Source organism: Pseudoalteromonas sp. APC 3250 (assembly GCF_030407915.1).
Lineage (GTDB): Bacteria > Pseudomonadota > Gammaproteobacteria > Enterobacterales > Alteromonadaceae > Pseudoalteromonas > Pseudoalteromonas tetraodonis.
Genome location: NZ_JASDCM010000003.1, coordinates 12,646 through 38,503, shown reverse-complemented (window position 1 = coordinate 38,503; position 25,858 = coordinate 12,646). Strand labels below are relative to the sequence as shown.

The following is a 25,858-nucleotide window of genomic DNA, read 5'->3' as shown; positions in this document are numbered from 1 at the left end:
AGGCTAAAACAAAAAAAACTGATCTGATCAGTTACTCACTGCTCAAACCAATCCACTATTACCTGTTATCCAACTTTTGAGCCGCCCATGCAATTAGGTGATTGCGGTGCCTCACCGTCGTGCTCGGTAAATTCTTCAGGGGTGTAAGTGTGCATCGCAAGCGCATGAATATGATTTGCTAACTCATCTTTTAAAATTTCGTTAATTTCACGATGACGCTGCAATAATCGCTTACCAGCAAATTCCTCACTAACTACAATCACTTTAAAGTGTGATTCAGTGCCTGCACTGTGCATATGGCTTTCGTTGATCACATTTAAATGCTTGCACGCAATCGCATCGGCTAGCTTGTTACGTATTTGTTCTTGCATTGACATAAAAACCATCCTCAAAATTCAGTTATGTCCTTACTATAACAACTGCGGCTATACCATGGCTAATGCTATTTAACTGAAACTATTATTAATATAGCGAAACGTCAAACTTATTCGAGGGTGTTTAAGCGTTGTTTGTTTGGGCAATGCATGCTGGTAATTTTGTTGGCTTTGGCCGCTCATTATTAAACAGCTACCACTTTGTAATTTAATGTTAGTAATGCTGTTACTTACTTTGTGTTTAAGTTTAAATAATCGCTCTGCGCCAAGCGATACACAGGCTATTGTAGGCTCAGGCCCTAGCTGCGTCTCATCATCGCTATGCCAGCCCATGCTATCGTGGCCATCACGATAATAATTAACCAAAATTGAATTAAACGGTTGCTGTAGGTGATTTTCTAATCGTGTTCGCATAGCAAGTAATACGTCTGGCCAAGGCTCTAAATCGAGTTTATGCCCAGAATAGCCGTACTCAAGATTCTCTTCGCTGATAAAACATTGCAGCCTTGGTATTGGCCCCGTTTTGCCAAACACCGTGATATTTGGTTGTTGCCAATTTAAGTTTTGCTGCAAATAATAAAATAAATCGAGGCTTTTTTGCGCACTAAGCACCCTACTTTGATAAGAAAAGCCATTTGGTAACAGTTGGGGGTTGGCGTTTGGCGGTTGCATGTTAGAATTTACCTATCATTTGATTACCGATCATTAAACTATTATGACTACGCAAGCTACGCTCGGCGATAACACCTTTACTCTTGAACGCTTTCCTTTGGATCAAAAAAACCGCAGCTTACAAGCGTGGGATTCAGCAGACGAATACCTCATTGACTATGTTAATGAACACTACCCTGATTGTCGCTCTTTACTGATCTTAAACGACAGCTTTGGTGCACTTAGCTGTTACTTTAGCAAGCAACAATTAACAGTTTGTTCAGTAAACGACTCTTATATTAGCCATCAGGCGGCGGCTTATAACTTAGCGCAAAACAAAATCGCAACAACTGCGTTTAGCCAGCTTGATAGTTTATCGGCTTTGCCCGAACAAGTAGACCTAGTGTTGGTAAAAGTACCACGCACGTTGGCTTTTTTACAGTATCAGCTATCTGAATTAAGCGAAGTACTGGCGCCCGGTACACCGGTTATTGGTGCTGCAAAAACTAAAGACGTGCATAACTCTACGATTAAAGCATTTGAAGATTTTATTGGTGAGACGAAAACAAGCCTCGCAGTAAAAAAATCACGTTTAATTATTAGCCAAGCCGCTGGCGGTTATAAAGGTGCAGATTTCCCAGTGAGCTGGCCGCTCGAAGGCACTGATTTTACAATAAGCAATCATGCCAATGTGTTTTCACGTGATTCACTTGATATTGGTGCGCGATTCTTTTTTAATTATTTGCCACAAACAAATAAAGCCAAAAATATTATTGATTTAGGCTGTGGCAATGGCGTAGTTGGTTTAATGACATTAGCGCGCTGTCCTAATGCTCATATTAGTTTTGTTGATGAGTCATATATGGCGGTTGAATCAGCTCGACTCAACATTGAGCTCAACATGGAAGACAAGTTTGAACAATGTACCTTTATAGAGAATGATTGTTTAACTGACTTTGAACGTGAAAGCGCTGATATTGTATTGTGTAATCCGCCATTTCACCAAGCACAAGCGGTTACCGACCACATAGCATGGCAAATGTTCAAGCAAGCAAAAGACACATTAAAAGAAGGTGGCGAGCTGCGTATTATTGGTAACCGCCATCTAGATTACCACGACAAACTAAACCGTATGTTTGGTAACTGTACTTTATTAGGCTCTAATAAAAAGTTTGTGGTACTCAGCGCAACTAAAAATAGTGGGACGTTATAAATGAAACTCTTAAAAGCATTATTGAGCTGTTGTACATTAGTGTTTTTTTCGGGGTGTGCCAATCAGCCTAATCAGCTTATTCTCAACCCTGTGTATAAAAGTGGTCAAATAAGCTCAATAAACAGCAGCTTAAACACCAGCGTGATTGATTTACGTGGTGACAGTGCAACCTTAAAGCTAATTGAATCGAGCAAAACCAAAACCATTGCCAGTACGGGTATTACTGAATCGGTTAAAAGTGCGCTAGACAGTGCACTGAGTCGCAATGGCGCTAGCATTTCTAATTTAGCGCAATTGCGTTTTGAGTTAGATATTCGCACGCTGCAAGCGGTAGTTACAGAAACGCTAATGAGCCATACCAGTGAAGCCAAGATTGAATTTGAAGTGCGGGTGATTCGCCCGACCAGTAATTTTAGTAAACGCTACAGCGGTAATGCTAATTTATCTGGCCCGCTTGGTCACGATAGGGCAAAAGTTGAAGGTCAGCTCAATAAGTTGACTGAGCAGTTAATTACCCGCATTGTATCTGACCCAGAATTAATTGCATTTTTAGAAGGTTAACAATGAAGCAACTTTTTTTAATCTGCGTAAGCTTATTATTTAGCGTTAGTAGCTTAGCGGCTCAAGAGGGTCGTTTTGTGCAAAAAGATAACATTTTTCCTCGGGTAGAAATTGTGACATCGTTGGGCAGCATTGTGGTTGAATTAGACCGCTCAAGAGCTCCTATTACGGTCAATAATTTTTTAACGTACGTGTCGGATAAAAGCTATCAAGGCAGTGTGTTTCATCGTGTAGAACGCGACGTAGAAAATGATCGTGACTTTGTAATTCAAGGCGGTGGTTATGATAAAGATTACGATGGTCTACATGAAAACGCCCCTATTTTTAATGAAAGCGGTAACGGCTTAACAAACGATATGTATAGCATTGCGATGGCTTATCAAGACCGTGAACCACACTCAGGAACGCGTCAGTTCTTTTTTAATATGGATGATAACGATCATTTAAACCCTGGCCGTGATTGGGGATTTGCAGTGTTTGGCAGTGTGATGGAAGGCTATGAAACACTCGATAAAATCATGGCTGTAAAAACCGGATTTAATGACAAAATTGGCTACAACTTTGTACCCGAAAAACCGGTCGTTATATTAAATATTAAGGTGCTTGAGCAAGTTCCTTTATAACTTTTTTAATAAGAGCAGCCTTAGCTGCTCTTTGTATAAGCCAATGAGCCCCTATGAATAGCACACTTTCTGTTAGCGAATACTTTTCTTATTTTAAAGATAAACGTTTGATTAATGTTTTTATATTTGGAATGAGCAGTGGCTTTCCGTGGGTATTAATTGGCTCAGTAATGTCGGCATGGCTTAAAGATGAAGGTTTGAGCCGCAGCATGATTGGCCTATTTGGCATTGTGTTTGGTGCCTACAGCATCAACTTTTTATGGTCACCTTTAATCGACCGCACTAAACTGCCCTTTTTATATAATTGGCTTGGTCAGCGCCGTAGTTGGATACTGTTTTGCCAAAGCTTTATTTTGCTTGGCACATTGCTACTTGCAGGACTTGATTTGAAAGCAAACCTAGCGGTTGCCGCCGCACTTTGCTTGTTAATCGCCATAGCCTCTGCCACGCAAGATATTGCAATTGACGCCTTTCGAATAGACACCCTTAGTGAAAATGAATCTCACAAAGCCACCGCGGCTGCTGCAATGGCCACCTCAGGTTGGTGGACTGGCTATGCTTTATTAGGAGCTGTGCCTTTTTACATGGCTGATATGCCAAATATTGACTGGCCACAGGTGTATTATTTTTTATCCGCGATTATGCTGTTATTAATTAGCTGTGTATTTTGGGCTAAAGAGCCACAATCAAATCGCGAAGCCGTACATGCCGAACTAGAACGTGTTTATCTTGAAAAACTCGCCGCAACTAAACAAACACCACTGACAAAAACGCTCGCATGGCTAGGCGTTACCGTGGTTGATCCGTTTAAAACCTTTTTTGCTAAAAATGGCGTTAAAACCGCGTTGGCGCTGCTGGCGTTTATTTTCTTATTTAAGATTGGTGAAGCATTTTTAGCGCGGATGTCGATTGTATTTTATAAAGAAGTTGGCTTTAGTAATACGCAAATAGCAAATTACTCAAAACTCGGCACGGGGTTAATCACCATTGTATTTGCCTTTTTGGGCAGTATTTTTAACCATAAATATGGCATTGTGAAAGGCTTATTTATTAGTGGCGTAGCCATGGCAGCATCTAACTTAATGTTTTCTTGGATTGCCTTAGCTGGTCCACAAGAGCACTTATATGCAATGGCAATTGTAGTTGATGGCTTTACCCAAGCTTGGTCTTTAGTGGCAATGGTTGCTTTTATATCTATGCTGTGTGACAGAGCATTTAGCGCCACCCATTATGCGCTATTGGCATCATTGGGTAATTTAGGGCGTACGTTATTATCGAGTTACAGTGGCGTGGTTATTGATGATTGGCTAATGGGGAATTGGTCATTGTTCTTTGTATTAACTGCGCTTATGGTTTTACCCTCATTAGTGTTTTTATTTCTAATTAGGCACAAACTATATTCACTAGAGCAAAATTATCATAAAAATACCTAATGCATCCCTGCACTAGTATTGGCTGTAGACGCTAATTTAACTTTACGATTACAGCCAAAAAGAAAGCGTTAGTCAGCTTTAATTAAGCTTAATGCTTCATACGGGTCGACTTCTAATGCATTACAGTAGCGAACAAACTCAATTACATCTAAACGACGTTCCTGATTTTCAATTTTGCCAATAAAAGAATGTGGCGTACCCAAGATTTGCGCTAAGCTACGCATGGTGTAGCCTTTTTCATGGCGTTTAGTTTTAAGCCACTTTGTTAATTTTGCATTTTCTTCCGAAGATACGGTTTTACCCATCATATACAACTCCTACTCGTTGTTTAAATATACATATAGCTAAGCACTTTACATCGCCAACACTGTAAACCTACAACCACTCACTAAAGCGCAGTGTAAACGCTTACAATTAAACCAATAAAAACGCTCAAATATGTATTAACACTTTATTATTGTGAAAAATGAAACCTTGCCCGTTTCACTCTTGGATACATTATATACCATTCACCGTTGATCTGAATGATTAATTAGTAATTATGCGATTAAAGTTTAACAACAAATATTTACTAACTCTGAATAAGGTTAAATATTTTATAACTTTTTTGTTTCATTTAAATATAAGCCGTTTATTATTAACTTATTATTTGCTTAAAAAGGCTAAATCATGTTTAGACTACTTTTTTTACTGCCTATTATTTTATGCTTGGGCTGGTACTTTTTTTTGCGCCATTATGCAATTCCAATCAAACAGGGTAAAAAAGGCTTTATCTATATTTTAGCTTTCTCTGCATTCGTACTTGGTTTTTTTGTGTTAATAATGCAAATAACAGAATACAGACCAACTGAGTTATGATTTTAAACACATAAAAAAACCGCTAATTAAGCGGTTTTTTTTTCAAATAACGGTATCTTTACACGCTAAAACTAGCGCCACAGCCACACGTTGTTGTGGCATTAGGGTTAGAGACAAAAAAGCGTGCCCCTTCTAACCCTTCGGTGTAGTCTACTTCACCGTCAACTAAATACTGGATACTCATTGGGTCAATGACTAAGGTAACCCCGTTTTTAACAATTTCTAAATCGCCAGGATTCGCTTTTTCATCAAAAGTAAAACCGTATTGAAAACCTGAACAACCACCGCCTGTGACATAAACACGCAGTTTTAGATCTGGGTTTTCTTCTTCGTCGATTAACTGTTTAACACGCACAGCGGCTGCGTCGCTAAACTTAATGGGTAATTCTTCAGACATTTTATAACCCTCAATACCTTTATACTAATGCACCAGATTATCTAATACCTGAGTGTTTTAATCAAGTATAGTAAGCTCGCGTTTATAAGCTTTAATTAAAACAATGCGCGTTTAATCTGTTCTGTGAATCAATATACTATAAATTTAATTTAAATTAATCGGTTGTTAAAAATCTCAAGGACTTCCCTAGACTATTTTGATAAACTTGACGCCTAAAAATGCTACGGGGAAATAAAGCATGTGGCTTGAGCGACTGAGACGTCGATTAGCAAAACCAAAAACATCCGTACAATTATGCTTATTGGGCGTAAGTGCCGGATTAATTGCTGCATTTTTCATTATACTGTTTCGCCTAACCATTTTATTTTTTCAAAGCTTATTTTTAGAAACCCCTGACGACTTTACTACTCTCCCTACCCTAGAACGGGTATTAATGCCTTTGATTGCTGCACTTCTGATAGCCACATTTGCGGCTTTTACCGGCTTTAAACATTACCGCTTGGGTATCCCTTTTGTAATACACAGAATAAAACGTCATTACGGGCAAATGCCACTTTATAATACGGTTAACCAGTTTGTAGGCGGCGCGCTGGCACTGATCAGCGGTTTTTCTGTTGGCCGCGAAGGCCCCTCAGTTCATATGGGAGCAGCGGGGGCAAGCATATTAGCAAATAAACTACACTTACCCCACAACGCTATGCGTACCCTCAGTGGTTGTGGTGTTGCCGCGGGCATTGCTGCATCGTTCAACACCCCCCTGGCTGCGGTTATTTTTGTAATGGAAGTGGTGCTCAGAGAATACAAAGTGCATATTTTTGTGCCGATTATGCTTGCAGCCGTTACCGGCGCATTAGCAACACAGTTTGTATTTGGTGAAGGCTCAGAACTTGCGCTAATAACCATTGCCCCTTTAAGTGGGTGGCACTACCCCTATTTAATTTTATGCGGCATGGGATTAGGCGCGGTGGCTTATGCTTTTAATCAGAATTTAATGTTAATTATTAAAACCTTTAAACCACTTAGTATGTTTCCACGTTTAATGATTGCAGGGTGTATTGCCAGCTTAATTGCCTATGCAGTTCCACAAGCAATGGGCTCGGGTATGAGCGCTATCACTATTGCGGTTGAGTCACCTGAAAATATTCAACTACTCACCACTATTTTAATTGCTAAGTTATTAGCCACCTTATTTGCTATTGGCTTAGGTATTCCTGGTGGGTTGATAGGTCCGGTTATTGGGCTGGGCGTTTTAACCGGTACTTTAATGGCATTTTTTGCTCAATTTATTAGCCCCGGCACCGATATAGCCGGCACTTACGGGGTGCTGGGCATGGCAGGATTATTAGCGGCCACACTACACTCCCCCTTAGCGGCACTGACCACCGTAATGGAGCTGACCTCGTCACCGGAAATTATTGTGCCTGCGATGATCGTCATTACTACCGCCTACGTTACAGCTTTACAGGTATTTGGTAACCGCTCCATATTTTTACAGCAATTAGACTTTCAAGGGCTTCCCTATCATGTCTCTCCCGCCACTGAAGCCTTACAGAAAGTAGGAGTGATGGATGACATGGATGAAGACTTTAAACTGCTCTACTCCGACGATAAAGAGCAAATAAAAAACAGTCTAGATGCCATGGACAGTCAAACACCATTAATTGTATTTGATGAAGAAAATGGTTATCGCCTAGCTGAATATGACTTAAGTTTAATGTCTGATCAGGCGGTCAATATAAAATACATTAGCTTACAAGGTATTAGCAGCCAAGCCACCCTTGCAGATGCATTTGAAATTTTGAATGATAAACGCAGTGGTGCACTTTATGTATATAACTTATTAGATAATCAACAAATTATGGGATTACTAAGGTGGGATCAAATCCACCATATTTTAACCATACGTAACAGTCTACTTTAACAATAATGAGAACAATATGAGCGCATTATTAATCTACAAAACCTTGCACGTATTTTTTATGATTGCTTGGTTTGCCGGTATTTTTTACCTACCTCGACTTTTTGTTTATCACGCTATGAGTGAAGAAAAATCGTGTAACTCAATGCTAAAAGTAATGGAACGTCGGCTACTTTATTTTGTTACACCCTTTGCGGTGCTTACCGCAGTATTTGGCGTATTGACTATTGTTGAATACGGCCGAGAATGGTTTCGTTACAGCATGTGGCTGCATTACAAACTCGTGCTGGTGATTATTTTATATATTTATCATGGCTACTGTTTCAAATTGTTAGCTGATTTTAAACACGATAGAAATACTAAAAGCGATCGGTTTTATCGTATTTTCAACGAGCTACCTGTTTTAGCGCTACTCGTTATTGTCGCTTTGGCGATTATTAAGCCAAGCTTTTAGCAAAGGCTTATAAATTACGCTGCCAAGTCGCATACTAAGTTTGTATAATACGCGCGATTGCGTGCTCCTTTGTGGATTATCGCGCCTTTTTGAATAACTAGGAATAACCCCATGTTCAGTTTCCAAGGTGAAAATATACTCTCTGTTAATCAACTCGACCGAGACTGTATTGAACGCATATTTGCTGTGGCAAAAAAAATGGAGCCATACGCTAAAAAACAAAAGCGGACCAACGTGCTTGAAGGCGCTATTTTAGCAAATCTGTTTTTTGAACCCAGTACACGTACTCGTGTTAGTTTTGGCACTGCGTTTAACTTACTCGGTGGACTAGTTCGTGAAACCACCGGCATGCAAAGCTCTGCGCTTGCTAAGGGCGAATCACTTTATGATACCGCACGAGTTATTTCAGCTTATGCTGATGCTGTTGCTATGCGCCATCCTGACTCAGGCTCGGTAGCTGAATTTGCAACAGGTTGCAGCGTACCAGTAATAAACGGTGGTGACGGACCCAATGAGCACCCTACCCAAGCATTGCTTGATTTATTAACTATTGAGCGTGAACTTAACCGCTTCGATCAAAATATCGATGGTATGCATATTGCGCTAGTCGGCGATTTAAAATATGGCCGTACTGTTCACTCACTCTCTAAGTTACTGTGCCATTACAAAGACATTAAGTTTTCGATGGTTGCCCCTAATGGCTTGCAAATGCCTGACTCAATTTTATCTGCGGTTGAAAATGCCGGTCATAAAATTGAACTGGTAGATAAAATGGAAGGTAACTTAGCAGCCGATATCGTTTATCAAACACGAATCCAAGAAGAGCGTTTTCCATCACAAGAAGAAGCTAATAAGTATCGTGGTGGATTTAGAATTAGCCAGTCTATTTATAATACTCATTGCAAACCTAATTCAGTATTAATGCACCCGCTTCCTCGCGATAGTCGCCTAGAGGCAAACGAACTTGATAACGACTTAAATGCTAACGACAATCTAGCGATATTCCGCCAAGTACAAAATGGCGTACTCATTCGTATGGCACTGTTTGCTTTAACCCTCGGCGTAGAAAACAAAGTCGAGCAGTATGAAGTAAGCGTTCCTTGGTTTAGCCGCAAACGCGACAGCTAAGCTTTAATTTTAAAGTGATAAAACAATAGGATTTTTCATGACAATTAGCCAAGACTTATTTAAACGAGCTCAAGACTCTATTCCTGGTGGAGTAAATTCGCCAGTGCGTGCATTTAATGGTGTAGGTGGTACTCCGCTGTTTATTACTAAAGCACAGGGCGCGTTTACATTTGATGCTGATGGCAACCGTTACATCGATTATGTAGGCTCTTGGGGTCCAATGATTATGGGCCACAATCACCCTGAAATTAAACAAGCAGTGCATGACGCGGTAGAAAATGGTTTAAGCTACGGAGCGCCTACTGAAGCTGAAATTTTAATGGCTGAAAAAGTAAAAGAGCTAGTACCATCAATCGAAAAAGTACGCATGGTGAGCTCTGGTACTGAAGCAACAATGAGTGCAATTCGTTTAGCCCGTGGTTTTACTGGTCGTGACAAAATCTTAAAATTTGAAGGGTGTTACCACGGCCATGCAGACTCATTACTAGTAAAAGCCGGCTCTGGCGCATTAACTATGGGTGTACCTAACTCTCCAGGTATTCCTGAAGATTTAGCTAAGCACACACTCACCGTTTCGTTTAACAATATTGAAGAAGTGAAAGCGATTTTTGCCAAGTACGCCGATGAAATCGCGTGTATTATTGTTGAACCAGTTGCCGGTAACATGAACTGTATTCCACCAGTGCCCGGCTTTTTAGAAGGTCTGCGTGAAGTATGTGATCAATACCAATCCGTGCTTATTTTTGATGAAGTAATGACAGGTTTTCGTGTCGCCCTTGGTGGCGCTCAAGCGTATTACAACATCAAACCAGACTTAACCTGTTTAGGTAAAGTAATTGGTGGTGGCATGCCAGTAGGCGCGTTTGGTGGTAAAACAGAAATCATGGATTACATAGCTCCTGTAGGCCCTGTTTATCAAGCGGGTACACTTTCAGGTAACCCTATTGCGATGGCAGCAGGCTTAAAATCACTTGAACTACTAAGCGCTCCTGGCGTGCATGATAAGTTAGAAGCCATTAGTAAAGCGATTTGTGAAGGCTTTGAAGCCGCAGCTAAAAAAGCAGGTATTGCCTTAACGACTAACTACGCTGGCGGTATGTATGGCTTTTTCTTCACCGATGCAGAAAAAGTAACTACTTACAAACAAGCCACTGAATGTGATTTAGAGCGCTTTAAAAAGTTCTTCCACTTAATGCTTGAAGAAGGGGTTTATTTAGCGCCTTCAGCGTTTGAAGCTGGTTTTGTGTGTGCTGCGCACACAGAGCAAGAAGTTCAAGCAACGATTGAAGCAGCAGAGCGCGCTTTTGCTAAGCTATAACGTTTAGTTTTTAAAAACGCTTACCCATAAAAAAAGCCCTTTCGGGCTTTTTTTGTTTTTACTATTTAACGAATACATTCTGGTCTTGGTTTAAACTCACTGGCTCTAAGTGGCAGTTGAATCACTTTGCCACAGCCCGGTGGTGCTTGCTTCCCAGTTTGCTCGTTTACAAATGCCCACCTAATTGAAGGCGGACGGGTATCGGCAATTGCTTGCGGGTTTAGCGGTTTTAAATAACGAATATAGGTTTCAAGCGCGCCAACACTGCCGGTTAAGCCGGTGCTTTTATTATCGTCACGGCCTATCCATGCAACCGTCACTGTATTTTGATCAAATCCAGCAAACCAGCTGTCGCGTAATTCATTACTAGTGCCTGTTTTACCTGCCAACTGGATTGACGGAAAATGTAAGTTTAAGCGCTTAGCGGTGCCATCTTTAGTTACTCGCTTCATAGCATATTTGGTCATGTACATGGCATCTTTATCAAAGCGTTGCTCGTTAATTACTTTGTGCTTATAAAGTACTTTACCAACAGAGTCGGTTAACGCAGAAATAGACGTCAACTCTCTGTATTCACCGTCTGCTGCAATCGTGGTATAAAGCTGTGCCACTTCAAAGCTCGACATTTCAATAGCCCCTAATAATAACGATGGGTATTCATTAATATAGCCTTTAGCTCCTAATCCCCTGAGCGTGTTAGCCACTTTATCCACGCCTACATCAAGCCCTAAGTTAACTGCCGGTATATTAATACTATGGCTAAATGCTTTATAAAGAGGCATGGCACCACGGTATTGATGATCAAAGTTTTCTGGCTGCCATACGTTACCCTCCTCGTTGGTGACTTGAACAGGCGAGTCATCAAGTAACGTCGCTAAGTTATAATGAGGAAGCTGCAGTGCACTTAAATACACTGCAGGTTTAACTAATGAGCCAATATTTCGTTTGGTATCGAGCACGCGGTTAAATCCTGAGTAGCGTACATCACGTCCAGCGACTAACGCTGATACACCGGCTTTTTCAACATTAACGGAGATCATCGCCGCTTCTAACTCTTTGGTATTTGGACGTCTTTCTAAATAAGGTAAACTGGCCTGAATCGACTCTTCCATCGCGGTTTGTTTTTGTAAATCAAAGTAGGTAAATACACGCACACCCGCATCCAATACGTCTTGATCGGGTAGTAGCTGTTTAAGCTCGCGATTAACCAACTCTAAGTAACCTGGATAAGACTTTTGCAAGCTGGCTTTCATTGGTGCAATATCAATTGCGCGCTTTAACGAGGCTCTATACTCTTTAGTAGAAATAAGTTTGTTATCGACCATTAAACGCAGCACTAGGTCACGACGCTCCATCGCACGTTCTTTGTAACGTCTAGGATTGTAATAAGATGGGCCTTTAACCATAGCCACCAGCAAGGCAATTTGGTCGTACTCGAGTTCATCAACAGGTTTGGCAAAGTAAAACTCGGCGGCCAGCCCCATTCCATGTACTCCTTGGTTGTATGACTGACCTAAGTACACTTCGTTTAAATAGGCTTCGAGAATCTGATCTTTTGAGTAACGGTAATCAAGAATAAGCGCAATAAAGGCTTCATTAATTTTACGCACTAACGAACGCTCACGGGTAAGGTAAATATTTTTAGCCAGCTGCTGGGTTAATGTACTCCCCCCTTGCACGGTGCGCCCTGCGCGAATATTGGTATACAAAGCGCGTAAAATTGAAAATACCGATACACCATGATGATCATAAAAATCGCGGTCTTCAACTACTAATAAGGTATTTTTAAGCATGTCAGGAAATTTATCTAATGGTACAAACTCTCTATCTTGTTTTGAGTCATTACCAATACGGGCTATTTGTACAGGCTCTAATCTGGCAGTGTTTAAGCGACGGCCAAACTTATCTTTAATACTGGCTACCTTCTCTCCAGAGAAACGCAACTCAATAACATGAGCGCTCTCTAAACCATCATAAAATTCAAAGTCACGACGAAAAATCTTAATACTATTGGCTGTTTTAATATACTGCCCAGTCCGGCTTAAGCGATTAACCGCCGTGTAGTTTAAGCGCTTAAGCTCCCATAATACTTCTTGCTCTGATAAAAACTGGCCTGGAAAAAACGTCATTGAGCGAGCATACACTTGTGCCGGAAGTTGCCATTTATTACCTTCAAACTGGCGAGTTATTTTTGCATCAAGGTAAATAAAATAAAGTGCAATGGCGATAAACGTCGCCAGACTCAGTTTCCAAAAAATAGAAAACAACGTTTTAAAAAGTGGCCGTTTTGCGGTGCTTGAAGTTTTTTTAGTCGCACTTTTTCGCGCCGATGATTTAGATGTCTTTGTAGCGCGCTTAGTCGAGGGTTTACTGGTCGATGTTTTCTTTTTTTCAGCCATTTAAGTGTAATATATTCCGAAGGTTAATTTAACGCGAGGAGCTTATCACATTACTCTAGCACCTGAAAAATTAACCTCCCCTGAAATCAAAAAAGCCCTAACAGAGTAGGGCTTTGATTGAACACACAATACTTTTAATTAATTACTTCTAACTGATACAAACTCTGGATAAGCATCAATACCACAATCGTGTTGATCCATACCGTTTAACTCTTCTTCTTCGGTAACACGAATACCAATGGTTTGCTTGAGGATTGCCCATACAATGAATGAAGCAATAAACACAAAACCAATAATACATAGTAGGCCAATCAACTGATTAACAATGCTAGCCTCAGCATTAGTAACAGGTACTAGCACGACACCTAGGATGCCACACACACCATGAACAGAAATAGCACCCACGGGATCATCTATCTTCGCTTTGTCCAGTGCGACAATACTAAGTATCACTAATGAGCCACCTAGTAAGCCAAATAAACACGCCATTAGTGGTGATGGTGATAATGGGTCTGCAGTAATAACCACTAAGCCTGCAAGTGCACCATTAAGTACCATGGTTAAATCGGCTTTGCCCCATAAAAGTTTACATAAGAACAAGGCTGAAATTGCCCCCATAGCTGCAGCAGCATTGGTATTAAGTAATATTTGACCTACCGCTGTTGCGTTTTCTTTATCTGAAATTAATAACTGTGATCCGCCGTTAAAGCCAAACCACCCCATCCATAAAATAAACGTACCCAATGTAGCAAGTGGCAAGTTTGAACCTGGAATTGGGTAAATTTCACCATTTTTACCATATTTACCTTTACGTGCACCCAGTAGTATTACACCCGCAAGCGCTGCAGCCGCACCCGTTGCATGTACAATTGCAGAGCCTGCAAAATCAACAAAGCCTAATTCAGATAAGAAGCCGCCACCCCATGTCCAGTAACCTTCAATTGGGTAAATTAATCCTGTAAGTACTACTGTAAACACTAAGAAAGCCCATAACTTCATACGCTCTGCTACGGCGCCAGATACAATAGACATGGCCGTTGCAACAAACACTACTTGGAAGAAAAAGTCAGACTCTAATGAATGATTAGCATCTGCCGCTTGGCTACCTATTAGCCCACCAAACGAAGGAATAACGCCGCCTTCAACATTATCTACGTACATAATGTTGTAGCCTATCAACAAAAACATAGTACACGCGATAGAATAAAGCGCGATATTTTTAGTTAGAATTTCTGTGGTATTTTTAGAGCGCACTAAACCCGCTTCTAACATTGCAAAACCGGCTGCCATCCACATGACTAAGATACCAGACATTAAAAAGTAAAACGTATCGAGCGAAAATTTCAGCTCTATAATTGTATTTTCCATGTTGCCCCCTTAAATTGCATCATCATCAAGCTCGCCAGTACGAATACGGACGATTTGGTCTAGGTCGTAAACAAAAATTTTGCCGTCACCAATTTTGCCCGTTCCAGCGACTTTGGTAATGGTTTCTACAACGCGTTGGCAATTTTCACTACGAGTAGCAATTTCAAGTTTAATTTTAGGTATAAAGTCAACCTGATATTCAGCACCACGGTATAACTCAGTATGCCCTCTTTGACGTCCAAATCCCTTAACGTCAACCACTGTCATTCCTTCGATGCCTAAATCAGCGAGTGCTTCACGCACATCATCTAGTTTGAATGGCTTTATTATTGCACTGATCATTTTCACAAAGGCCCCCTTAGGACGCTAGCTTGTTATTGTATTTCCTCTATACAATCCAACCTTTGTGCCATTTTTAAATTAATAATAAAAACATAAACTTAAAAAAATAAATAATATATAAAACAAAAAGGCGCACCATTTAGGTGCGCTTTTTTTATGCAAAATGCAGGATTGGTGCGATATCAATGAAATACAAAGAAGGCGTTTAAAAAAGTCTAACTATTAAACAAAGTTTATTCTTAACAGAGGTGGTTACTCGCTAACTCAACGATTATTATCGGCAGCTAGTCTCATTACTTTTGTTTTTTACTCAAATATCGCTATAACTGCAGTACATAAAATAAAAAGGGTCACTTATGAAATTTAGTCGAAGTCTATTTTTACCCATTGCCGCTATTGCGCTCACCCTAAGTAGCGCCTCGTTTGCCGATAATCAACGTCGCATTGATATTGACAGTAAAGTGGTTACCCAGCACAAAGCAAAAATAAATAATGAACGATTTTCTTACACAGTAGCAACTGGCACACAACCGGTATGGGATGACAAGGGAGACGCCATCGCAACCCTTCAATACACTTACTACACGCGCGATAAGGTCGATGATAGAACAAAGCGCCCATTACTTATTTCATTTAATGGTGGCCCAGGCTCAGCGTCAGTTTGGATGCATTTAGCATACACCGGCCCACGCGTTTTAAAAATTGACGACGAAGGCTACCCTATTCAACCTTACGGTGTTAAAGATAACCCTTACTCGGTTTTAGACGTAGCCGACATCGTTTACGTAAACCCTGTAAACACGGGTTATTCGCGTGTCGTTGAAGATAAAGATGGTAACCTTCTACCAAAGGATAAACAAAAAGAGTTATTTTTTGGTGTGAATGCCGATATAAAATATCTAGCAGAGTGGCTTAATACTTTTGTATCTCGCAATGAACGCTGGCGCTCTCCTAAATTTTTAATTGGTGAAAGCTATGGTACCACTCGTGTATCAGGCTTAGCGCATGAGCTACAAAATAGTCAATGGATGTACATTAACGGTGTTGTACTCGTTTCACCTACCGATATTGGTATTAAGCGCGACGGTCCTGTAAAAGCCGCTAACCGCTTACCTTACTTTGCAGCTACAGCGTGGTACCACAAGGCATTAAACGCTGATTTACAAGCTAAAGACTTAGACGAGCTATTACCTGAAGTGGAACAGTTTACCGTTAATGAGCTCATTCCCGCGCTTGCAAAAGGCGGATTTATTGCTCCAGATGAAAAACGTCGTATTATTAAAAAAATGGCCGAATATGCAGGTCTATCTGAAACATTTGTTAGCCAAAATAACTTAGACATTCCGACACAGTTTTTTTGGAAAGAGTTATTACGTGAACGCGGACAAATGGTTGGTCGTCTGGATTCTCGTTATTTAGGGATTGATAAGCGCGATGCCGGTGAATCACCAGATTACTGGGCAGAGCTTACATCGTGGCTGCACTCTTTTACCCCTGCAATTAACTACTACCTGCGTGAAGAGCTTAATTACAAAACCGACATCAAATATAACTTATTTGGTAACGTTCACCCATGGGATAGAAGCGGAAACAATACCGGTGAAAACTTGCGTTTAGCAATGGCTCAAAATCCGTATTTAAATGTGATGGTTCAAGCTGGCTATTTTGATGGTGCAACAAACTACTTTGATGCTAAATACACAATGTGGCAACTAGATCCAAGTGGTAAAATGCAAAATAGATTAAGCTTTAAAGGCTACCGTAGTGGCCACATGATGTACCTACGTCATGCAGATTTAGAAAGCTCTAACAACGATTTACGCGAGTTTATAAAACAGTCTATACCTAAAGACGGTGAATCCGCTAAATACTAATGATTATGCGCTTATAACAATTAAAAAAGTGACCACTCAGGTCACTTTTTTTGTATATAACTGAGGTCATTAGCTATGCGTGCAATTACCGGTGCGAATGACGGTTGGCTTTGCTGTGTACTGCTTTGTCGTGAGTATTTCAGCTAGATTTATTAGCGTGTTAAAGGTGCTTTTGAGAGCGACTCGGTTATTTAGCCAATTGGGTATACTTCCGCCTGGTAACGCATAAACCTGATAGTCAATATGCAAGTTATTCGCTTGCTGAGTCAGTAACCACGTCGCATTTAATGTGCTTATTCTTACTACCCCTTTAGTTTGAGGTAAAAAATCAGGACGGGCATGAATACTAAGTTGAGTTTGCAACGCGCTGCGTTTTGTATAGCACGAATACGTGACTAAATCTCTATTTGCAACGGGCCAATGGGAGTCAATAAAGCTGTAAACAAGGTTTTCTGAGGGGCTTAAATATTTCAGTAATTTTACTTTAGCAATATTTTCTATCCAGCGGGGAGCAGCATCGGTATCACTGAGTAAGGCGATTAAATCTTCTGCTGTGGTATTTTCAACCACCGTTTCAGCTTTCATTTTCAAGGTATCATCGCTCAAACGCTGAAAATAAATACTCACCCCCTGTTTACTCTCGTAAAGCTGCCAAGAGGGCTGTGAATACACATTTGTAACAAAACACAAAAGCGATAGAATAATGCACTTTTGCAACAAGTTAAGCGTGCAAAAGTGCTTAGCCATCAAAGCCAATACGGTTCTGTATCAAATGAAGCGTGTCGACTTTGCTCCATGGCACTGACTAAAAAGTCAGACTTTTGTTCCAACCATAGTTGTATTTTTGCTAGTTGAGCATCTTCTTGCCCGCCACACAGCTGTTTTAAATAATCAAGCGTGCTTAGCTCATACATGCCATGAGAAATATCGAGCCAAGGAAGCCTAAATTCTAATCGTTCATCTTTATTAAACAGTGCACCTAAACAGTTACCACTGAGTAAGCTATTTTCTAACTGAGTACGAAAATTTAAATAATCATTGCCCGCTAAACTTTGCTCTTTAGGCAATAAGCGGTGTAAATTTTTCCAATCTTTATCAAATAAACGATGAGCAATATCAATAACGGGCTGCTCAGCGTTTTGTAGCTCTGCTTGGCTCCAGTCTTTACGCCACTGCTTATTTATCAGCCACGTTGTTAAGCTCAGCAATAAACGGTTGTAACGCGCACTATGAAAAAGCGCAAAAATATCATCAATACTCGGTTGTAACTCTTTTAAATCGTTAATAACTTGAGCTAAGGCGGGCGCACTGTTTATTTTTTTATAAAAAGCATGGCGCTTAGAAGTGTAAGTTTTTAACTGAATGGCATTTTCAACCCATGCTAATTCACTCAATAACCACTTTAGCTCCGTTCTGAGGTGCTCGGTGCTGTCTTTACTGACAATATCATCAAATAACCAAAAGTTATGACGAATTAAACTAATACCGTCGGTCACACGTTTTAATGTTTTTAAACTTGGCTTATCAAAATAGCATTGCTCATGTTTTTGCACAAAGCGAATACCAAAGCCCATGGCTTCAATAAGTGCTTGCTCTTGAGTGGCTTGCTTAGTAAGTTTAACAAAACCGATAGATTTACTCGGTTGTAACGGTGTGTTATCCGCTAGGCGGTAGCCTCTTGCTGCTTTTGAATAAAGCCCCAAGCGCACACTGTTTTGGCTTATTAATTTATCTGCTAAAGCAAATAGCTCTTCTCGGCTACCTTCGACGAGCTCTATTTCAAGCTCGCTAATAATCTCCACTTTACCCGAGGCGGCCACTTCACCTTTATCTAATACCACTTCAATTTTGGCACCATTTTGCGTTTCAATTAACCACGTACGGCGGATAAAATTAGTACTAAATATAGGGTAGAGGTTTTGTGATATAACATCAATTTGCATGCCGTGTGGCCAAATTGATGAATCAAACGCCATTAAATTAGGTCGATTTGTTTCTATGGGAAGGTTATATTCTGGACGTTGATGTAATCCCCCCACCACGTCTCCTGCAAGCTTAATTGTTTGCTCACAGCGCTCGTCTGTACAACGCGTTCTAAAACCAATATCGAGTGCTCTCAGCTCTCTGCTTGGCGTATCAAAATAAGCATTTTGCAAACTTTTAGAAGGCTTGTTTGTGACTGTTTTTGCAAATTGAGTAATTAACGAGGGGATCAGTGGAATGACGTCATCTGATACCAAAAACTTCAGTTCTATCTCAGTATCCATTAGGCTTGCGGATTACCCTTAAAATTAATAAGTGCTCAAAATAAACAAAGCAGACCTATATTGCAAATTTTTTAGTCATAAACACGCAAGCAAAATGCTTTGGTTACAATATCTATCTTGCTATTAAACTATTAAATCCATACTATCTATATACTTATGCGAAATAAAAATCACGTTCACAACGGACACTGCTAGATTAACAAGGTAGATAAATGCTAAAACACTGTTTACTATGGCTGCTTTTAACAGCCGCCCCGTTTATGAGCCAAGCAGAGGAAGCTCAATCAACGCCGCCTACTAATGCTAAAACAGCTTATATAATCGATAACTTGTATACTTTTATGCGTTCAGGCGCCAGTAAAGACTATCGCTTACTCGGTTCTATTGATGCAGGCACGCAACTGACTTTATTATCTGATGAACAAAACGGTTTTATAAAAGTTAAAGATGATAAAGACCGTGAAGGCTGGGTAGAGGCTAAATTCATCAGCGAATCAGCTGGTTTAAAGCAGCAGTATCAAGCGCTTAACAGCGAAATTAGCGCTATGCAAAATAAATTACGCCAAGCGCAAGTAGAATTACCTGAACTACAAGAACAAAACTCACAGCTAACCGAACAAAATGCTCAGCTGTTAGCACAAATAAGTCAATTACAAGACTCGCTTGCTCAAGAACAACAATTAAAGCAAGCAACCAGTGCTAAAGAAAAGCGTCAGCTACTCACTTATGGTGGTGCTATTGCATTTTTAGGTTTGTTCTTAGGAATTATTTTAACTATTGTGTTATCGCGCAGAAAACGCTATGAAGGTTGGGCGTAAGCGCCACCTATATTGCAGGCATAAAAAAAGCATCAAAAAGATGCTTTTTTTATGCCTGCAATTTTTTATACCTGCAATAATGTACTCAAAGGTTACATATCTAAACGCAGTCCAGGATCTTGTTTTATTTTTTCTATTACCATGTAAGTGTGGTGTGTACCCACTCCCGGAATATCGACCAAATCACCTAATACTTCTCTGTATTCGTCCATATTAGAGACACGAATTTTTAATAAATAGTCGTAACCACCCGCTACCATGTCACATTCAACAACCTGCTTAATTTTAAGAATGTGTTCGCGAAACACTTTAAATACCGCTGTATTTGAGGTGACTAACGATACCTGCACATGCGCCACTAAGCTTTGATTGAGCTTTTCCTCGCTTAACTTTGCAAAATATCCCTCAATGTAGCCTTCTTGCTCCAGACGTTTAACTCTATCTAAACAAGGACTAGGACTTAAATTCACTTGTTTTGCGAGGTTAACATTTGAAATTCTACCATTGCGCTGCAAAACGTCTAAAATTGATATATCGATACGATCAAGCAGGCGTAATCTATTCGGATTAGTCATATCAGTATTTTATATGGATAAGTTAATAATATGCCCTGTAAATTATCGTAAAACGGCAAAATTAACCAGCATATTCTGCTGGATTTTAATTAGAATGCACGCTTTACACCAACAACATTTAGCGGTAATTAACAATTACCCTAAGTCTTAACACTCCTGAGGGTTGCTTATGTTATTCAATGGCGATTTAACAACGACTTGTCCGATCAGACAAAAGATCCGTGACTTCTACCGTATAGATGAAAATGCGGTTATTGATCACATTTTACCACTTGCAGAAGTCGGTGTTAAAGCACGAAGCCGTGCATGGGAAAGAGCTCGCCAAATAGTTTTAAACATTCGTAAAGACCAAGACGGTCAAAGCGGTGTTGATGCGCTATTAAATGAATTTTCACTATCGAGTGAAGAGGGTGTGGTATTAATGTGTTTAGCCGAAGCGCTGCTTCGTGTTCCTGATAAAGCAACTCAAGAAACATTAATACGTGATAAATTAGCAAACGGCGATTGGAGCTCTCACTTAGGTAGTAGTGACTCTTTATTCGTTAATGCCTCGTCTTGGGGATTATTAGTAACCGGTAAAATGGTTAACTATAACGATAAGACTAAAGAGCAACAGTTTGGCATACTCAAAAAAACCATTGGTCGTTTAGGCGAGCCAGTTATACGTAAGTCTGTTAACTTTGCTATGAAGATAATGGGCAAACAGTTCGTAATGGGTCGTACCATTAACGAAGCGATTGAGCGTGCTGCTGAAAAAGAGCAAAAAGGCTATGTATATTCTTACGATATGCTAGGCGAAGGTGCTCGCACAATGAAAGACGCCAAGCGTTACTTTGATAGTTACATGAATGCGATTCATGCTATCGGTAAAGCCGCAAATGGCCGTGGTCCAATAAAAAGCCCAGGTATTTCTGTAAAGTTATCGGCTATTCACCCTCGATATGAGTTCACTCATAGAGAGCGTGTAATGGAAGAAATCGTTCCAAAACTAAAAGAACTAGCCCTTGCCGCTAAAAAATACGATATCGGCTTTACTGTTGATGCTGAAGAAGCTGACCGTTTAGATATTTCTCTTGATGTTATTGAGGCAGTATTTAGCGATGACGATTTAGGCGATTGGCAAGGTTTTGGTTTAGCGGTTCAGGCTTATCAAAAACGCGCTATTTTTGTTATTGAATGGCTAACCGACCTAGCAACTCGTGTAGGTCGAAAAATGATGGTGCGTTTAGTAAAAGGCGCATACTGGGATACAGAAATCAAAACCACACAACAAGATGGTTTAGATTATTTCCCGGTGTTTACCCGTAAAGCAACCACGGATGTATCATATAAAGCGTGTGCGATTAAAATGCTTGAAGCACGTGATGTACTTTACCCGCAATTTGCAACACACAATGCCTACACTGCAGCGACTATTTTAGAAGTAGCCAAAGGTGATAACCAAGGTTTTGAATTCCAACGTCTTCACGGTATGGGTGAATCTTTATTTGACCAAATCGTTGATGAAGAAAAAATTCAGTGCCGCGTATACGCACCGGTCGGCCAACACGAAGACCTGCTTGCTTACCTTGTACGTCGTTTACTTGAAAACGGCGCCAACTCGTCATTTGTAAATGCCATTGTAGATACCACACAACCGGTTGAAGCATTATTGCCAGATCCTGTTGAAACACTGCAAGGTTTACGTAATAAATACAACACACAGATAAAAATGCCAATTGATTTATACGGTGAAGAACGTGCCAATTCAAAAGGTATGGACTTAACTGATATTAACGTGATCACCCCGTTTAAAGAAAATTTAGACACTTGGTTTGAAGAGCATTTAATTGATGAAAGCCAAGTACCAGAGGGCGCGCTGGCAGTTAAAAACCCTGCAAACCATAAAGAAATTATTGGCCATATAAAATTACAAAATAGCGATGAAATGAAAGTGTTGCTAGCCAACGCTGAAACCGCATTTGAATCATGGTCACAAACACCGGTAAGAGAGCGCGCCAATTTATTACGTCGCGTTGCTGATATTTTAGAGCGCCATCACGATGAGCTTGTTGCTATCTGTATTAAAGAAGCAGGTAAAGTAGCACAAGATGGTATTGATGAAGTACGTGAAGCCGTTGATTTTTGTCGTTACTACGCAGCCCGTGCTGAAGAGCTTGCGCAAGATGAGCGCTTTGAAGCCCGTGGTGTTATTTTATGTATTAGCCCATGGAACTTCCCGCTCGCTATTTTCTTGGGTCAAGTTGCAGCGGCCATTGTTACTGGTAACACGGTTATTGCAAAACCAGCAGAGCAAACCAGCTTAATCGCACTTCGTGCCATTGAATTAATGCTATCAGTTGGTTTACCTGAGCACGTTGTACAACCTGTCATTGCTCGCGGTAGCGAAGTAGGTAAAACCATTGTTCCTGATGAGCGTATTCAAGCTGTTATGTTTACAGGTTCAACTGAAACGGGCACGCTTATCTCGCAAACATTAGCAGCACGTAACGATATTCAGGTGCCTTTAATTGCAGAGACTGGCGGCCAAAACTGTATGATTGTTGACTCAACAGCGCTTCCTGAGCAAGTTGTTGATGATGTTATCAGTTCTGGTTTCCAAAGTGCAGGTCAACGTTGTTCAGCATTACGCGTACTCTTTATTCAAGAAGACGTAGCTGATGGCATTATCGATATGCTTAAAGGCGCACTTGCTGAGTTGCATATTGGCGACCCATCATTACTCTCTACAGACGTAGGCCCAGTAATAGATGAAAAAGCGCTTAAAACACTCAACGACCATGTTGAATACCTAAAGGGTAATGCAACACTTCACTATGAGTGTAAAATTCCTGATAACAGCGAAAATGGCGCATTTTTCTTTGCACCACGTTTATACGAAATTAAAGACTTATCGGTATTGAAACGTGAAGTATTTGGCCCGTGTGTGCATGTTATCCGCTTTAAATCGAGTGAGCTTGATAGTGTTGTCGACCAAATCAACAACACGGGTTACGGCTTAACAATGGGTATTCATTCTCGCATTGAAGAACGTTGTGAACATTTATCGAAAATGTCGCGTGCAGGTAACGTATACATCAACCGTAATATGATTGGTGCCATTGTTGGCGTGCAACCGTTTGGTGGCCGTGGACTCTCTGGTACTGGCCCTAAAGCCGGTGGGCCAAACTACCTACAACGCCTAATAAAAGAAAAAGCATCACCAGATAACGTACAAATGACTAACCTAACGCCAGATGAGCTTGATTTACACCACTACAGTGGCGCAAATGAGCAAGTAGAAAAGCTGATGGTTAACTCTATGCGCGATGAAAAAATCTGGCGTGCAACGCCACTGAATGATCGTGTTTCTGCGGTACGTCAGTTATTAGCGAAAGTAGCGACGGTTGAAATTATTGACGACCTCGCGGACGATTTAGCGTTAACACTTGCCGATGCTCGCGCTCAGTTAAACCGCTTAGAAAAGCACATGCGTAAATATACAACATTGCCAGGACCAACAGGTGAGTCGAATACACTTCACCTTGAAGCTCGGGGTTGTGTGGTTTGTTACGCAGATAAAAGCACCTCATTTAACTTTTGGGCACTGTCTATTATTACCGCACTAGCGGCTGGTAATACGGTAATTACTGTTGCATCTGAAATATTTTACGACGAAGCGGTTGCCTTTAGAGATAAGTTTATTGCAACCGGCGTTGCTGAAGGTGTTTTCCAAGTAGCTAAACCAAACCAGTTACAAGCTATATTGGCACACCCTCACCTAGCGGGTGCGGTAGTTGCTGCACGTTCTTCTCGCTTAGGCTACTTCAGCCAACAGCTTGCACAACGTAAAGGCGCAATACTGCCAGTGATCAGCTCAGAGTATTACGACACGCTAATTAAGCGCTTAATTACTGAAAAAACAATCAGTATCGATACAACGGCATCAGGCGGTAACACCTCGTTGATGACGCTTGTTGAAGATGATGAATAGAAAATAGTCATCATTTAATTAAAAAGGCATCAATTTGATGCCTTTTTTTATTTCTAAATGTGAATTTATTTGTTACTTTCTCTAATCATATTTGTTAATTAGAGTTCACTTTGAAAACCATTCCTACTACACAGCTAAAACCTGGTATGTTTGTACAAAAAGTTGTTAAGCAAACTGGCAATATTAGAATAAAAAACCAAGGCTGGGTTAAAACTCAAAGTGGAATTGATAAATTAATAAAATCTGGCATTTTAGAGGTTGAAATCGATCCTGATAAAATGCTCACCTCTGAAGAATCTGAAACACAACCAACGCCTGCTACTAAGCACGAAATCAAAAAGCGCGATCCATGGTTAATAACCCACAGCGCTGAGCAAGAAATGAGTAAAGCTAAAAAGCTTTATGATGAAGCAAAAAACTTACAAACCAAAGCATTTGGCGATATAGAATCTGGCCGCACTGTTGATGTTGCTCCTTTTAGGGAGCTGGCTAGCGGGTTTATTGACTCCGTATTTAGAAATCAAGATGCGCTGGCGTGCATTACGCAAATGCGCCAAAAAGATGCCTATTTATTAGAGCACTCGATAAATGTGTCTATTTTAATGAGTATTTTTGCAAAACATCTCAATATTGAAAAACCAATCATTGAAGAACTTGCAACAGGTGCCCTATTGCATGATATGGGAAAAATAAAAATACCTGACGCGATTCTCAACAAACCAGGTCGCTACAGTGACGAAGAATTTAAAGTGATGCAAAACCATGCGCGCTTTAGCAAAGAAATACTAGAAGACGCAGGATTAACGGGGATTGCTGTTGATATCGCAGGTATGCACCATGAGCGCTTAGATGGTAAAGGCTACCCCTTTGGTAAGAAAGGCGATGAAATAAGCCAATACGTTCGTATGGCCTCTATTGTTGATGTATATGATGCATTAACCGCTGAACGCGTTTATAAAGCGGGTATGGAGCCAATTAAGGCGTTTAAAATATTAAAACAAGGTTGCCCAGATAGCTTTGATGGCGTGCTACTTAATAAATTTATTCAATGTATTGGTATTCACCCTGTGGGCACGCTGGTAAAACTTTCCAGCCAAAAAGTGGGGCTGGTGACCCAAAGTAACCCTGCAACACCATTAAAACCAGTCGTAAAAACGTTTTTTAATGCCAAACATGGGCGTTACACTGAAGTTCAAGATATTGACTTATCAAGCAAAAGAACACAAGACACGCTTGAATCAGCAGTGAAACCCAAAGAATATAATATAGATTTAGAGGGCTTTTATAAGCACTCTATCTTTAGTTAATTGGCCA

23 protein-coding genes are annotated in these 25,858 nt (G+C 40.4%); 13 read left to right on the top strand and 10 right to left on the bottom strand.

All coding sequences use genetic code 11. The features are described from left to right. Positions 1–65 precede the first annotated feature (65 nt). Together QL986_RS04055 and QL986_RS04050 are read right to left on the bottom strand one after the other, a co-directional pair. Complete coding sequence (locus QL986_RS04055; protein WP_024601886.1) at positions 66–377, bottom strand: BolA family protein; 312 nt, start codon at positions 375–377, stop codon at positions 66–68. A gap of 69 nt (positions 378–446) precedes the next feature. Next, entirely contained in the window at positions 447–1,046 is a 600-nt protein-coding gene (locus QL986_RS04050) for an alpha-ketoglutarate-dependent dioxygenase AlkB (protein ID WP_024601885.1), read from the bottom strand. 43 nt (positions 1,047–1,089) lie between these two features. Here QL986_RS04050 and QL986_RS04045 point away from each other — a divergent pair, with 43 nt between their 5' ends. The 4 genes from QL986_RS04045 to QL986_RS04030 are packed head-to-tail and all read left to right on the top strand — an operon-like array spanning position 1,090 to position 4,855. Further along, positions 1,090–2,238 (top strand): methyltransferase, encoded by a 1,149-nt coding sequence (locus QL986_RS04045; RefSeq protein ID WP_013464343.1) that lies wholly within the window; start codon positions 1,090–1,092, stop codon positions 2,236–2,238. Beyond that, positions 2,239–2,799, top strand: coding sequence for a YajG family lipoprotein (locus QL986_RS04040; RefSeq protein WP_024601884.1), 561 nt, complete (start codon positions 2,239–2,241; stop codon positions 2,797–2,799). A gap of 2 nt (positions 2,800–2,801) precedes the next feature. Continuing rightward, positions 2,802–3,422, top strand: coding sequence for a peptidylprolyl isomerase (locus QL986_RS04035; RefSeq protein ID WP_024601883.1), 621 nt, complete (start codon positions 2,802–2,804; stop codon positions 3,420–3,422). Between the two features lie 53 nt (positions 3,423–3,475). Continuing rightward, the gene (locus tag QL986_RS04030) at positions 3,476–4,855 is read left to right on the top strand and encodes an MFS transporter (RefSeq protein ID WP_016899368.1); all 1,380 of its coding nucleotides are present in this window, start codon (positions 3,476–3,478) and stop codon (positions 4,853–4,855) included. A gap of 68 nt (positions 4,856–4,923) precedes the next feature. Here QL986_RS04030 and QL986_RS04025 read toward each other — a convergent pair whose 3' ends face one another. Beyond that, the gene (locus QL986_RS04025) at positions 4,924–5,163 is read right to left on the bottom strand and encodes a helix-turn-helix transcriptional regulator (RefSeq protein WP_008111877.1); all 240 of its coding nucleotides are present in this window, start codon (positions 5,161–5,163) and stop codon (positions 4,924–4,926) included. Between the two features lie 361 nt (positions 5,164–5,524). Here QL986_RS04025 and QL986_RS04020 point away from each other — a divergent pair, with 361 nt between their 5' ends. After that, complete coding sequence (locus QL986_RS04020) at positions 5,525–5,713, top strand: hypothetical protein (RefSeq protein WP_013464338.1); 189 nt, start codon at positions 5,525–5,527, stop codon at positions 5,711–5,713. 58 nt (positions 5,714–5,771) lie between these two features. Here the strand turns inward: QL986_RS04020 and erpA are convergent, their stop codons facing one another. After that, the gene (gene erpA / locus QL986_RS04015) at positions 5,772–6,110 is read right to left on the bottom strand and encodes an iron-sulfur cluster insertion protein ErpA (protein WP_002958911.1); all 339 of its coding nucleotides are present in this window, start codon (positions 6,108–6,110) and stop codon (positions 5,772–5,774) included. Positions 6,111–6,348: 238 nt separating this feature from the next. On the opposite strand from erpA, the gene QL986_RS04010 reads away from it, so the two are divergent. From QL986_RS04010 to hemL, 4 genes are all read left to right on the top strand, one after another. Continuing rightward, positions 6,349–8,031: a chloride channel protein gene (locus QL986_RS04010; RefSeq protein ID WP_016899367.1), complete on the top strand. Its 1,683-nt coding sequence runs from the start codon at positions 6,349–6,351 to the stop codon at positions 8,029–8,031. A 16-nt stretch (positions 8,032–8,047) separates the two neighbouring features. Beyond that, positions 8,048–8,482 (top strand): CopD family protein, encoded by a 435-nt coding sequence (locus QL986_RS04005; protein WP_010391077.1) that lies wholly within the window; start codon positions 8,048–8,050, stop codon positions 8,480–8,482. A gap of 111 nt (positions 8,483–8,593) precedes the next feature. Next, positions 8,594–9,610 (top strand): aspartate carbamoyltransferase, encoded by a 1,017-nt coding sequence (locus tag QL986_RS04000; RefSeq protein ID WP_013464336.1) that lies wholly within the window; start codon positions 8,594–8,596, stop codon positions 9,608–9,610. Between the two features lie 37 nt (positions 9,611–9,647). Then, positions 9,648–10,928, top strand: coding sequence for a glutamate-1-semialdehyde 2,1-aminomutase (gene hemL / locus QL986_RS03995; protein WP_024601882.1), 1,281 nt, complete (start codon positions 9,648–9,650; stop codon positions 10,926–10,928). Between the two features lie 65 nt (positions 10,929–10,993). On the opposite strand, the gene mrcB is transcribed toward hemL, so the two are convergent. From mrcB to QL986_RS03980, 3 genes are all read right to left on the bottom strand, one after another. Beyond that, positions 10,994–13,327, bottom strand: a complete 2,334-nt coding sequence (gene mrcB, locus QL986_RS03990; protein ID WP_138686408.1) for a penicillin-binding protein 1B — start codon at positions 13,325–13,327, stop codon at positions 10,994–10,996. 138 nt (positions 13,328–13,465) lie between these two features. Beyond that, entirely contained in the window at positions 13,466–14,695 is a 1,230-nt protein-coding gene (locus QL986_RS03985) for an ammonium transporter (RefSeq protein ID WP_138686407.1), read from the bottom strand. A 9-nt stretch (positions 14,696–14,704) separates the two neighbouring features. Then, on the bottom strand, positions 14,705–15,043 hold the full coding sequence (locus tag QL986_RS03980; RefSeq protein ID WP_010391070.1) for a P-II family nitrogen regulator: 339 nt from the start codon (positions 15,041–15,043) through the stop codon (positions 14,705–14,707). Positions 15,044–15,393: 350 nt separating this feature from the next. Here QL986_RS03980 and QL986_RS03975 point away from each other — a divergent pair, with 350 nt between their 5' ends. Next, positions 15,394–16,911 carry a carboxypeptidase gene (locus QL986_RS03975; protein WP_036956780.1) on the top strand — a complete coding sequence of 506 codons (1,518 nt, stop codon included), beginning with the start codon at positions 15,394–15,396 and terminating at the stop codon, positions 16,909–16,911. Positions 16,912–16,980: 69 nt separating this feature from the next. On the opposite strand, the gene QL986_RS03970 is transcribed toward QL986_RS03975, so the two are convergent. Then, entirely contained in the window at positions 16,981–17,658 is a 678-nt protein-coding gene (locus tag QL986_RS03970) for an START domain-containing protein (RefSeq protein WP_138686406.1), read from the bottom strand. Beyond that, positions 17,658–19,178 carry a CYTH and CHAD domain-containing protein gene (locus QL986_RS03965; RefSeq protein WP_138686405.1) on the bottom strand — a complete coding sequence of 507 codons (1,521 nt, stop codon included), beginning with the start codon at positions 19,176–19,178 and terminating at the stop codon, positions 17,658–17,660. Before QL986_RS03965 ends, QL986_RS03970 begins: the two co-directional genes overlap by 1 nt. A gap of 212 nt (positions 19,179–19,390) precedes the next feature. On the opposite strand from QL986_RS03965, the gene QL986_RS03960 reads away from it, so the two are divergent. After that, positions 19,391–19,996, top strand: coding sequence for a TIGR04211 family SH3 domain-containing protein (locus tag QL986_RS03960; protein WP_013464329.1), 606 nt, complete (start codon positions 19,391–19,393; stop codon positions 19,994–19,996). Between the two features lie 92 nt (positions 19,997–20,088). On the opposite strand, the gene QL986_RS03955 is transcribed toward QL986_RS03960, so the two are convergent. Then, positions 20,089–20,571 (bottom strand): winged helix-turn-helix transcriptional regulator, encoded by a 483-nt coding sequence (locus QL986_RS03955; RefSeq protein WP_016899359.1) that lies wholly within the window; start codon positions 20,569–20,571, stop codon positions 20,089–20,091. A gap of 169 nt (positions 20,572–20,740) precedes the next feature. On the opposite strand from QL986_RS03955, the gene putA reads away from it, so the two are divergent. Further along, positions 20,741–24,544 (top strand): bifunctional proline dehydrogenase/L-glutamate gamma-semialdehyde dehydrogenase PutA, encoded by a 3,804-nt coding sequence (putA, locus tag QL986_RS03950; protein ID WP_138686404.1) that lies wholly within the window; start codon positions 20,741–20,743, stop codon positions 24,542–24,544. A gap of 110 nt (positions 24,545–24,654) precedes the next feature. Continuing rightward, entirely contained in the window at positions 24,655–25,851 is a 1,197-nt protein-coding gene (locus tag QL986_RS03945) for an HD-GYP domain-containing protein (RefSeq protein ID WP_033104047.1), read from the top strand. Positions 25,852–25,858: the final 7 nt, after the last annotated feature.